The organism is Ruegeria sp. HKCCD7181 (assembly GCF_057221055.1).
This window is the reverse complement of record NZ_JBWVBC010000002.1, coordinates 459,338-471,531: the sequence shown is the minus strand read 5'-3', so window position 1 is coordinate 471,531 and position 12,194 is coordinate 459,338. Positions and strand designations below refer to the sequence as shown.

Here is a 12,194-nt window from a genome sequence, read left to right as displayed (position 1 = left end):
CCGCCTGTATCAGATGGGACCCTGTCCGATTTTCCGCCAACTTGAAAGAGGCCGTGTGAGCAATGACAGGTAAACTGCTGGCAATCATTCTCGTTGTTTCTGCCGTTTTGGCAGGCGCAGGCATGTACTATCTGCAAGTTTACGGCTTTTATTATGAGGTCGAGCCACAACCCGGGCAAGACGTGGCTCTGCTGGCTAAAGGGGCAGAAGCGTCAGCGCCAATCGCATATACCGATTTTCAGGCGATTGATGCCGACAGCTCTCCGATCCGGTATCGGGCTTGTTTTGAGACCGATCTCACACCGGACTTGCTAAATGCATATATTCCGGTCGAAAAACCTGAGCCCCTGACCGCGCCCGACTGGTTTGACTGTTACGATGCCGTGTCATTGGCGGATGCGCTGAAGTCCGGTCAGGCGCGCGCTTTCGTAGGCACAAAGAACATTCATTACGGGGTCGATCGGATCGTGGCCGTAACCAATGATGGCAAAGGCTATGTCTGGCACGCGCTGAACAATTGCGGCGAAAAGGCCTATGACGGGACGGTCGTGGGCGAGGAATGTCCGACCCGGCCCGAAAGCTGAGGGTGTCATGACCGACGCAGCGCTTCACGTGCCCAGTTTTCTGACCGCCACGCTTGGCATCGCGGTCTACCTGATTGGGGCCGAGATCAACGCTCGGGTCGCACTGCTTCGGCAGTTCAATATCCCCGAGCCGGTCACCGGCGGGTTGATGGCGTCTCTTTTCTTGCTGTGTCTGTATCTTGTGGCGGGGCTTGAGCTGACTTTCGACCTTGCCTCGCGGGATTTCCTGCTGGTTGTGTTCTTTGCCGGGATTGGTCTGAACGCCCGGCTGGCGGATTTGATTTCCGGCGGTAAGCCATTGTTCCTGCTTCTCATTCTAACATTGGTGACAATCGTTGCGCAGAATGCCGTCGGTGCTGCCGGTGCTGTTGCCTTTGGGTATCCGGCCCAGGCTGGGGTTCTCTTCGGTTCGGCCTCATTGATCGGAGGGCACGGCACTGCCATCGCCTGGGCCCCCGAGGTCGGCGCGGTCACCGGGCTTGAAGGCGCGACCGAACTCGGCGTGGCCGTGGCGACGCTCGGGCTTGTGCTGGCTGCGCTGGTGGGCGGGCCGATTGCCCGGTTGCTGGTCGAGGGCAAGAATCTGACCCCGGAACGTCCGGACGAAGAGCACACGGTCGGGCTGCCGGATGATGCCACCGAGGCCGAGACCAAAATCGATCACCTGACCATCATGCGCGTGTTGCTCTATCTGCACCTGGCGATCATCTTCGGCGTTTTTCTGAACGAGGCAATCGTGGCCACCGGGCTGAAACTGCCCTTGTTCGTGCCCTGCCTGATCATGGGGATCGTCATCGCCAACCTGCGCACAGCCCTGGCACCCAACGCGCGGCCGGTGTCGCGGACGCCCTCACTGGCGCTGATTTCGGAGTTTTCGCTGGGTGCGTTTCTGGCCATGTCGCTAATGAGCCTGCAGCTCTGGACCATTGCCGAACTTGGTCTGGCCATCGTCGTCATCATGGGGGCCCAAACCCTGTTTGCGGTGGCGTTCGTGATCTGGGTTCTGTTCCCGGTGATGGGCCGCAATTACCGCGCTGCCGTTCTGTCCGCCGGGTTTGGCGGCTTTGCCCTGGGTGCCACGCCGACCGCTATCGCCAATATGACCGCCGTGACCAAGCGATATGGCCCTTCGCCTATTGCCTTTATCGTGCTCCCCCTTGTATCCGCATTCTTTGTGGATATCGCCAATGCCATCGTCATCCAGACGATCGTCAATTTCTAAGGACCGACTATGCCCGACCTGCTGATCGAACTGTTTTCCGAGGAAATCCCCGCGCGCATGCAGACCCGCGCCGGTGAAGACCTGAAAAAGCGGATCACCGATGGCCTGGTCGAGGCCGGTCTGACCTATGCCAACGCCGCGTCCCTGACCACGCCGCGACGTCTGACGCTGGCGGTCGAGGGGTTGCTGGCCCAAAGCCCGACCATCCGCGAGGAGCGCAAGGGGCCGAAAGTGGGCGCGCCGGACAAGGCGATCGAAGGGTTCCTGCGCGGCGCTGGCCTGACCCGCGATCAGCTGGAAGAGCGTGATACGCCCAAGGGCGCGGTGTATTTCGCCACCATCGAGAAAGCGGGACGTCCCGCAGCCGAGATCGTGGCCGAAGTGCTTGAGGCGACGATCCGCAATTTCCCCTGGCCCAAATCCATGCGTTGGGGCAGCGGCAACATGCGCTGGGTGCGCCCGCTGCATTCGATCCTGTGCATCCTGACCGACGAAACCGGCGCGCAGGTGGTACCGCTGGAGGTCGAGGGGATCAAATCCGGCGACACGACCGAAGGCCACCGTTTCATGGCGCCGGGCCGGTTTTCTGTTTCCTCTTTCGAGGATTACGCTGCCAAATTGAAACGCGCTTTTGTGGTGCTGTCGCCCGAAGAACGCGCTGAGCACATTTGGAACGACGCCCAGAACATGGCTTTTGCTTCTGGTTTGGAAGTGGTTGAGGACAAGGGCCTGCTGGCCGAGGTCGCAGGTCTGGTCGAATGGCCTGTCGTGCTGATGGGGCAGATCGATGACGAATTCCTCGAACTGCCGCCCGAGGTGCTGCAAACCTCGATGAAAGAGCATCAGAAGTTCTTCTCGGTCCGTAATCCGAAAACAGGCCGGATCGAACGCTTTATTACCGTCGCCAACCGCGAAACCACCGACAATGGCGCGACCATTCTGGCGGGGAACCAGAAGGTTCTATCGGCGCGTTTGGCCGACGCCAAGTTCTTCTGGGAGAACGACCTGCGCGTTGCCAAATCGGATATCGCCCAATGGACCCGTGCGCTGGAGAATGTGACCTTCCACAACAAGCTGGGCACCCAAGCTGAACGGATCGACCGTATCGCCGCGCTGGCCCGCGAACTGGCACCGGTGACGGGTGCCGATGCCGATCAGGCCGAGAAAGCCGCGCGTCTGGCCAAGGCCGATCTGAGTTCCGAGATGGTTTATGAATTCCCGGAACTTCAGGGGCTTATGGGGCGGTATTACATCGAAGCCGCAGGCGAAGACGCTGCTGTGGCCGCCGCCGCACAAGAGCATTACTCGCCGCTTGGCCCGTCCGATGACGTGCCGACCGCACCACTATCCGTGACCGTAGCGCTGGCTGACAAGCTGGACACGCTGACCGGGTTCTGGGCGATTGATGAGAAGCCGACCGGATCGAAAGACCCGTTTGCCCTGCGTCGTGCGGCGTTGGGGGTTATCCGGTTGATTTTGGGAAATAACCTTCGTCTGTCACTCAAACGAGATGTATCTGAGGCTTATACCCAACTTGTTTTGGCAGCAGGCATTGATAAATTTGAAGTCGTTCAAGACATCAGCGTATTTGAAGGCCACTACTCAACTGATATTCTGAATGATCTTGTTGCGAATTCGGCGTTGCTTGGTTTCTGTGAAGACCCCCAGAAGGCTAAGGGAGACCTGCTTGCACTTTCTGAGGCGATGCAAGCTGAAGAATACGACAGCAAAATAATAAGTGAATTGCGTGACAAGTGCATGGTTAGCTGGGCGCGAATAACTGGGTTGAAATTTATTCACGTTGATGTGCCGGAGTGGGGAGAGAGCGAAGCCGACGACGCTGTGCGCCAAGAGATGGTTGACGAGTACAAACCTTCTTTGGATCGTTTTGCTAATGACCTCCTGTCCTTCTTCCACGACCGCCTCAAGGTCTTCCTCCGTGACGAGGGCATCCGACACGACATCATCGACGCCTGTATCGCGATGGAGGGGAATGACGACCTCAACCTGCTGGTCAAACGCGCCCGCGCTCTGAATGCGGTGATCGCGACCGAGGATGGTGAGAACCTTGTGCAGGGCTTCAAGCGCGCCAACAACATCCTGACGCAGGCCGAGGAAAAGGACGGCGTCGAATACTCCTATGGCGCGGATGTGAAATTCGCCGAGACGGACAGCGAAAAAGCGCTGTTTGCCGCTCTGGATCAAGCTCAGTCCAAGATCGACCCGGCGCTGAAATCCGAGGATTTCCCGGCAGCCATGTCCGCCATGGCCGCGCTGCGCGGGCCGGTGGATGCGTTCTTTGAAGACGTGCAGGTCAACACCGACAATGACATTTTGCGCCGCAACCGTCTGAACCTGCTCAGCCAGATCCGGAAGGTCTGCTCCAGCGTTGCCGATCTGACCAAGATCGAAGGCTAACCTGCTGGGCGCGCGGCGATGCGCGCCCAGAACGCCCTTGCGCGAAGGGCGCAGGCGCTTATGCTGCGGTGAAACAAAAAGGTGCCGCAGTGCAGAATAACCCGCATACCACGCTGATCACATCCGATGCACCCGTCGCCGCCAACACCCATGGCGGGCGGGCAAAATGTCTGCAACGTCTGGTCCGGCTGGATATGCCGGTGCCACGTACGGTGGCGCTGTCCTTTGAATCCGTGCAGGCGATTGCGAACGGGCACGTGCCCGATCTTGCGGCCATTCTGGAACAGTTCGATCCCGCATCTTTGCTCTGCGTGCGCCCAAGTTCCGAGGATCCGGATTGGGGCGGGCCGGGCGCTGTTCTGAACATTGGCATGAACGATGCCAGTTATCTGGACCTGTCTGCTGAAATGGGCCGAGACGCGGCGGCCGCGCTGTATCTGCGTTTTGTTCAGAGCTATGCGATGCACGTCGCGCGACTGGACCCGGACGTCTTCGACGATATCGAAGCGGATGGCCGCGAAGGGTTGAGCCTGTCATTGCGCGCCTATGAAGACGAAACCGACGAGGTATTCCCTCAGGATCAGGGGGAGCAGCTGATTGCGGTGCTGCGGTCGATGGCGCGCGCATGGGACGGGACATCTGCGCGCCTGTTACGGCAAGCCAAAGGTGCGCCTGCGGATGCCGGGTTGGGCTTGGTGATCCAGGAAATGATTCCAGGTGTCGGTCAGGGTGAGTGCGGCTCGGGCGTGTTGCAGCTGGTGGATACAACAACGGGGATGCCCCAGATCACTGGTCGTTATCTGAGCCAGAGCCAGGGCAGGGACGCCCTGGGCGAGGGTGTGTCAGCGCTGTACCTTGAGAAAGACCTGCGTGGTCAGTCGCTTGAGGACGTAGCGCCCGAAGCGTTTGCCGATCTAAAAACGCATGCAGCTCTGATGCGGGAAAAGCTGCGCGAGGAAATGCAGGTCGAATTTGTCGTTCAGAACGGCGAGGTGCACATTCTGGATGGCGTTCGGGTTCAGCGTGGCTCGCGCGCGGCAATGCGGATCGCGGTAAGGCTGGCCGAGGACGGGATCATCCCGCCGCAAGAGGCGGTGATGCGCATCGATCCGCATTCTCTGAATGAACTGCTGCACCGTCAGGTCCATCCGGATGCCGAGCGCGATGTTTTGACCTCCGGTATTGCCGCCAGCCCGGGGGCCGCGACTGGAAAGATCGTTTTTACGGCCGCCGAAGCGCAAGCTAGTGCTGCGCGGGGTGAACCTTGCATTCTGGTCCGCCGCGAGACGTCGCCGGAAGACGTGCGAGGGATGCATGCAGCGGTCGCGGTGCTGACGGAAAAGGGCGGGATGACCAGCCATGCCGCGGTTATTGGGCGGGGCCTCGGTCTTCCTTGCATTGTCGGTGCGTCAGAAATGCGGTTCCAGAACAAGAAAAAGTTGCTGACCGCACCTGACGGTCGCGTGTTCAGAACCGGTGACACACTGACTATCGACGGCAGTTCCGGGCAGGTTCTGGCCGGACAGCCGGCCATGCTCGAAGCGGCGTTGGATGATTGCTTTCAGACGTTGATGGCCTGGGCGGATGCCGAACGCGACATTGAAATTCGTGCCAATGCCGATACACCAGCGGACGCGCAGACAGCCCGAAATTTTCAGGCGCAAGGGATCGGGCTTTGCCGGACAGAGCATATGTTCTTTGACCCCGGTCGCCTGACTGTGATGCGCGAGATGATCTTTGCTCAGACATCGTCGGGACGCGCTGCAGTGCTGGAACGGTTGTTGCCCATGCAACGACAGGATTTCGTGCAGTTGTTCCGCATCATGGAAGGCCAACCGGTCTGCATCCGTTTGTTCGACCCGCCTTTGCACGAATTCCTGCCGACGACCCGCACCGGCCAGCGCGAACTGGCCGAGGCACTGGACCTGCCAGTTTCGGACGTGGAACGCCGGGTCGCCGCAATGAGCGAATATAACCCCATGCTGGGTCTACGCGGTGTCCGGCTGGGCGTGACCGTGCCTGAAATCTACGATATGCAGGCGCGTGCCATTTTTGAAGCAACTCTCGAGGCCAGCAAAGACGGCGCGCCTGTGGTGCCCGAGGTGATGATCCCTCTGGTCTCGGCTAAGCGCGAAGTCGAACTGGTCAAGGCACGCATTGATGCAGTCGCGGCCGAGGTCGCGTCGGAACAGGGGCAGGAATTCGATTATCGCCTGGGCGTGATGGCCGAAACGCCACGTGCTTGTCTGCGTGCGGAAGAAATCGCACCGCATACCGCCTTTCTCAGCTTTGGAACCAACGACTTGACCCAGATGACCTATGGCCTGTCGCGAGACGATGCAGGACGGTTCATGTCTGCATATGTGCGGCTGGGTGTCTTCAACGAGGATCCGTTTCATGTACTGGATGCGGACGGCGTGGGTGAGTTGCTACGGCTGGGGGCCGAACGTGCGCGGGCATCACGGCCTGACGTGACCCTGTCAGTTTGCGGTGAGCACGGCGGTAACCCCGAATCAATAGCGATCTGTAGGGACCTGAGCTTTGACTATGTGTCCTGCTCCCCGTTCCGGGTGCCGGTCGCTCGGCTGTCTGCCGCTCAACTGGCGATTTCGTCCAAACTTGGGGGTTGACTTAGCCCAATAGCCCTAGGATTAGTGGGTTTGGGATGGACCTGCGGCCAAAAGTTTTTGGCCTCGCGGGCAAGATTCCACTTGCATTTTTTTCAGAACTGGACGTTTGGCCTCGTCTGGGTTATGAGCCTCGTCGCGCCCGCCGGGGGAGGGTTAGGCGCGGTTTTGTGCCTGTGCGAGGTTATCTGATGAAACGCTACATAGTGGCTGTTGCCGTAATGGCAGCAACCGTGCTGCCGAATTTGTCCTATGCCGAAAGGCAGGACGTAGAAGTTACAAAAGATGAGTTGGTTGCCCGCAATGAGTTGCCGGGGCAAAGCTTTCGCGACTACTTGAAACTCTTCAAGCCGCGCAAGCAGCCTGAGCAAAAAATGTCCTTTACAAAGGACTGGTTGGACCAGCAACCAAAGGCCACGGGCGATGACGATTTCCGCTGCCTTGCCGAGGCGTTGTATTTTGAGGCCCGCGGTGAAAGTGTTCGTGGACAGTTCGCCGTTGCTGAAGTGATCATGAACCGTGTCGACAGCAGCCGATTTCCTAATTCGTTGTGTGGTGTAATCAAACAGGGGACCGGTAAGAAATACCAGTGCCAGTTCACCTATACCTGCGACGGACAAAAAGAAGTTATTCATGAAAAGCGCGCATACGAGCGTGTGTCTAAAGTCGCTCGTGCCGCGCTCGACGGCAGGGCCGACGAAATGACCGCTGGCGCCACTCACTACCATACCAATGCGGTTCGCCCGTCTTGGTCCCGCGTGTACAAGGAAACGGCACGGATTGGCGTGCATATTTTCTACCGGCACAACTATCGGACGGCCAGCAATTGACCGACGCAGCCGCGCTGGAAGCTAAATGGCGCAGGTCGCGGTGCAGCCAAATTTGCGAGCCGGGAGGCCCGCGAAGACTTTTGAAATAGGGCAAATCCCAAGATCAGCGGCAGCGTTTGCGCTGCTGCATTGTCACACGCTTTGCTATGCAGAATCTGGTATGATGAGCTGGTTCAGCGTCACTTAAGGACGCATTCGGCGGGTAGAATGGCGTTTGCATGAGTGTTATAGGCCCCCGAAACACCTAAATTAGGTGAGCAGTTCCACAGAGCCCGAGAAAGCACGCTCATGAGTTCAGAAATCCGCCTCGCCTTTGCGCATCCTTCCGAACGATCCGAGGCGACCGCATCGCGAGGTCCGCTCGACCGCATATCCTTGCGCGATCATATCGTCGAAGTTGAGATCGGCGCCTTTCAGGCTGAACGTGGCACGACCCAGCGAGTTTGCTTTAATATCGTGGTCGAGGTGCGCCCGCTGACCGACCCGATTGACGATGATGTGGACCGCATCCTGTCTTACGACCGTGTGACCGAGGCGATTGCCTTCGAGCTGGCTGCGGAACGTCTGAACCTTCTGGAAACGCTTGCCGACCGGGTGGCTGAACGAATTCTGCTTGAGCCTCAGGCGGTAAGGGCTTTTGTTCGCATAGAAAAGTTGGATCGTGGTCCGGGCGCCTTGGGTGTGGAAATCGTGCGCGGCAAAGACGATTTGCACCACGATGTCACCGAAGAAGAACGCCCGCATCCTCGCCTGGTGTTCTTGTCGAATGAGGCGATTGCCTCGGGCAATCTAACCGGTTGGATTGATCAGCTGGAAAACCGGGCGCGTCCATTGATCCTGTGCGTTGGCGCCTCTGAGCTTGCTGTTTCACAGACCGGGCATGCGATGACGCAGCGCCGGATCGATTTGTTAGCTATAGAACAGAACGCCTGGGTTCTGGCCGCACGGGACCATCGTTGCGTCGTCGTTTCGACCCGGACCGAGTTGGACTGGGCCATGAAGAATGGCCAGATCTGCGTCTGGGCCCCATCCAAGATCGTGTTGGATGCAGTGGATGGGCCATCGGCGGCTCCTTCTGACGCCGTCGCCCTTGCGGCTTGGTTTGCTGCCACTTTTGAGGCCAGCGAAATGTTGGTCATCGGTGGCGACCTGCCAAAAGAACCCAAAACGCCACTGCGCGCAATTCCGGTGACGCAGGCGCAATTGTGACGGAATATTACCGACCACTGGTCCAGCATGGCCCGTCGCGTCCTAAAAACGCGATGTGCTTGGCAGGTCAGGATTTGTGGTTCACTCATGCCGAACGTCTGATCCGTGGCGCGCCAGGCGACGTCGTTGAAACTTGTGATATTCCACGCGATTGCCTTGCTCTCCTAACCCGGTCTCGCGGCGTTGTTGCCGGGTTGGACATGGCAAGCCCGCATATCATGGGAATTCTAAACGCAACGCCAGACAGCTTCTCGGATGGCGGCGTTCATAACTCCATCGACGCGGCGCATGCTGCGGCCATCGACATGGTTTCGCATGGGGCAAGCATTCTGGATATCGGCGGAGAGTCGACCCGGCCAGGTGCGGCTTTTGTTCCTGAAGACGAAGAAATCGAACGAACCTTGCCGTTGATCCAGATGATCCGGGCGGAAACGGACGCGTTAATCTCAATCGACACGCGTAAGGTCAAAGTCGCCAAAACGGCCTATGAGGCTGGTGCTGGCCTGATCAATGACGTGTCCGGATTTACCTTTGATCCGGCGTTAGCGCCGTATTGCGCTGAGATCGGTGCGCCTGTCTGCGTCATGCACATGCAGGGAGACCCGGCCACGATGCAGGATGATCCGCAGTACGACGATGTTCTGCTGGATGTATACGATTTCCTTGCCGCGCAGGTGTTAAAGCTGGAAGCGATGGGGTTGAAACGAGAGCTGATCTTCGTCGATCCCGGTATCGGCTTTGGCAAAACCGATGAGCACAACCTGACTCTGCTGCGCAATATCAGCCTGTTTCACGGTCTGGGCTGCCCGGTCTTGTTGGGGGTGTCCCGCAAAGGGTTCATTGGCCAGATTGGGAAAGAGCCGCGCAAAGACGCCCGCGCGCCGGGATCAATAGCCGTCGCATTGGCGGGATTGTCGCAAGGTGTGCAAGTTCTGCGCGTTCATGACGTGGCCGAAACAGCTCAGGCCTTGCGCCTCTGGGCCGCTGTCCGGTAATCCGGACCCAGAAAGAGTTCATGGAGTTCATTTGATGCGCAAGCTGTTCGGAACTGACGGAGTGCGGGGAACCGCCAATACGTACCCGATGACGGCCGAAATGGCCCTGCGCATTGGGGCGGCGGTGGGGCGGTATTTCCGCAGGGACTCATCAAGCGCGCACCGTGTAGTGATCGGCAAGGATACCCGCCTTTCGGGCTATATGCTGGAAAACGCGCTGACGGCGGGATTGACCTCGACGGGGATGAACGTGCTGTTGCTGGGTCCGGTGCCAACCCCAGCCGTGGGGCTGATGACGCGGTCGATGCGGGCCGATCTGGGTGTGATGATCTCGGCCAGCCACAACCCGGCCGAGGACAACGGCATCAAATTCTTCGGTCCCGACGGGTTCAAACTGTCTGATCAGGCTGAGATCGAGATTGAGCGATTGATCGAACAAGGCGTGAAGCCGGCGCAGGCGCAGAATATTGGCCGTGCCCGCCGTGTGGATGATGCGCGGTTCCGTTATGGAGAGCGAGTGAAATCTTCGCTGCCACGCGATCTGCGGCTGGACGGGCTGAAGGTGGTGATCGACTGCGCCAACGGGGCGGCGCACCGGACTGCGCCTGAGGTCCTGTGGGAATTGGGCGCGGAGGTCATTCCCGTTGGAATTGCACCTGACGGCAAGAATATCAACCTGGGCTGTGGCTCGACCCAGCCGCGGGTGGCGGCCGAGACTGTTGTCGCTCATGGAGCGGATGTTGGCATTTGCCTTGACGGAGACGCTGACCGGGTCGTCGTGATTGACGAAACGGGACACGTTGCCGATGGCGACCAGCTAATGGCCCTGCTGGCGTCTGCTTGGTCACGAGCTGAGCAGCTGAAGGGTGGCGCTCTGGTGGCCACTGTTATGTCCAATCTTGGTCTTGAACGCCATCTGGACGGGCAGGGGTTGCGGTTGGAACGCACAGCTGTAGGCGACCGTTACGTTGTCGAACGAATGCGCGAGGGTGGGTTCAATCTGGGCGGCGAGCAGTCAGGCCATATCGTGATGAGCGACTTTGCCACAACCGGAGACGGTCTGATGGCCGGTCTGCATTTTCTGGCCGAGATGGTATTGACTGGGCGCAAAGCTTCGGAGCTTTCGCGTCAGTTCGAAACGGTGCCGCAGCTGCTGAAAAATGTGCGCTACGATGCCGGGCAGGCGCCACTCGAGACTGCCAGCGTCAGGGCCGTTATCGCCGATGCCGAGGCAAAGTTAATCGGGCAGGGCCGTTTGTTGATCCGGAAGTCCGGCACCGAGCCGCTGATCCGCGTGATGGCTGAATGTGAGGATGACGTTCTTCTGGCACAGGTCGTAGATGGCATTGTGGCTGAGGTCGAAGCAGCTGCGGGCTAACGCCCAAACAGAGTCCTTCGCAGGCTGAACCATTGGCTGATGGCCATCCCCGTAAGGATAAGCGTCAGAGCGATATAAAATCGCAATGGAATAGCCTCTGACAATATCCAGGCACCGAAGAGCATTGACCAGATCGGTACCTGATAGTTCACCAGAGTCATGAACACCGATCCTGCGCTACGAACGATAGTGATCCGCAGAAGAGTAGCAAAAGCGGTTGGTAACAAGCCCAAAGCGATCAGAGCAAGCCCGGGACGGGCTCCTTGCCAACCAGGTACGCCTTCGGTCATTAGCATGATCGGCAGCAGTATAACCGCGCCTACTAGCAGTGTCAGGGCTGCCAATGATACGGGATCGATAGGCGGGCAGCGGCGTGTGAAGATCGCCGCGCAGGCATAGCAGAGCGCAGCCCCGATACAGGCGAGTTGTGCCAATGGCTCCGCGCCTTGCCCCAATTGTGCCAGGCCGGGGCCGATCAGAACGAGAGCCCCGGAAAACCCCAGCGAAACACCAAACAAACGACGCAAATTCAGGGGCTCGTCGGAAAAGAAATGCGCCAAGGGTAAAACCATCAAAGGGATTGCCGCCATTGAAAGCCCCGCAAAGGCTGAGGGCACGAATTGCTGGCCCCAACTGAGTAACATAAAGGGCAGGGCAGAGGACAAGACGCCTATCACAATGATCGAGCCCCATAACCTGGCGTCTGGATTGGGAAACCTTCGCCCCGTGAAGCGCATCATAACTAACAGGGTGACCGCGCCTAAGGTTGTTCGCGCGGTCGCGACCGTCACTGGTCCATACCCTTCCAATGCCATGGCGACGACCATGAACGTTCCGCCCCAGATGAGGCCGAGCAGCAATATGCCGCTCCAATCTTGCTTTGTGGGTTGTTGAACCATTTCACCCCCTTATCCCGCGTTTTTGCCAGTGT

General features: G+C 58.8%; 9 protein-coding genes. 8 read left to right on the top strand and 1 reads right to left on the bottom strand.

Going from position 1 to position 12,194, the window contains the following annotated elements:
• Positions 1-62: 62 nt before the first annotated feature.
• The 8 genes from AC2TCY_RS05840 (at position 63) to glmM (ending at position 11,263) form a co-directional block, all read left to right on the top strand.
• Entirely contained in the window at positions 63-584 is a 522-nt protein-coding gene (locus AC2TCY_RS05840; protein ID WP_480846129.1) for a DUF6446 family protein, read from the top strand.
• Positions 585-591: 7 nt separating this feature from the next.
• Positions 592-1,806 (top strand): sodium/glutamate symporter, encoded by a 1,215-nt coding sequence (gene gltS, locus AC2TCY_RS05835; protein ID WP_480846128.1) that lies wholly within the window; start codon positions 592-594, stop codon positions 1,804-1,806.
• A 9-nt stretch (positions 1,807-1,815) separates the two neighbouring features.
• Entirely contained in the window at positions 1,816-4,224 is a 2,409-nt protein-coding gene (gene glyS, locus AC2TCY_RS05830) for a glycine--tRNA ligase subunit beta (protein WP_480846126.1), read from the top strand.
• A 68-nt stretch (positions 4,225-4,292) separates the two neighbouring features.
• Positions 4,293-6,854, top strand: coding sequence for a putative PEP-binding protein (locus AC2TCY_RS05825; protein WP_480846125.1), 2,562 nt, complete (start codon positions 4,293-4,295; stop codon positions 6,852-6,854).
• A 188-nt stretch (positions 6,855-7,042) separates the two neighbouring features.
• Positions 7,043-7,681, top strand: a complete 639-nt coding sequence (locus AC2TCY_RS05820; RefSeq protein WP_480846124.1) for a cell wall hydrolase — start codon at positions 7,043-7,045, stop codon at positions 7,679-7,681.
• 288 nt (positions 7,682-7,969) lie between these two features.
• The gene (locus AC2TCY_RS05815; RefSeq protein ID WP_480846123.1) at positions 7,970-8,890 is read left to right on the top strand and encodes a dihydroneopterin aldolase; all 921 of its coding nucleotides are present in this window, start codon (positions 7,970-7,972) and stop codon (positions 8,888-8,890) included.
• Entirely contained in the window at positions 8,887-9,885 is a 999-nt protein-coding gene (gene folP / locus AC2TCY_RS05810; RefSeq protein WP_480846121.1) for a dihydropteroate synthase, read from the top strand. Before AC2TCY_RS05815 ends, folP begins: the two co-directional genes overlap by 4 nt.
• A 34-nt stretch (positions 9,886-9,919) precedes the next feature.
• The gene (glmM, locus tag AC2TCY_RS05805) at positions 9,920-11,263 is read left to right on the top strand and encodes a phosphoglucosamine mutase (RefSeq protein ID WP_480846119.1); all 1,344 of its coding nucleotides are present in this window, start codon (positions 9,920-9,922) and stop codon (positions 11,261-11,263) included.
• Here the strand turns inward: glmM and AC2TCY_RS05800 are convergent.
• The gene (locus tag AC2TCY_RS05800) at positions 11,260-12,162 is read right to left on the bottom strand and encodes a DMT family transporter (protein WP_480846117.1); all 903 of its coding nucleotides are present in this window, start codon (positions 12,160-12,162) and stop codon (positions 11,260-11,262) included. The two genes, glmM and AC2TCY_RS05800, sit on opposite strands and share 4 nt — an antisense overlap.
• Between the last annotated feature and the right edge of the window lie 32 nt (positions 12,163-12,194).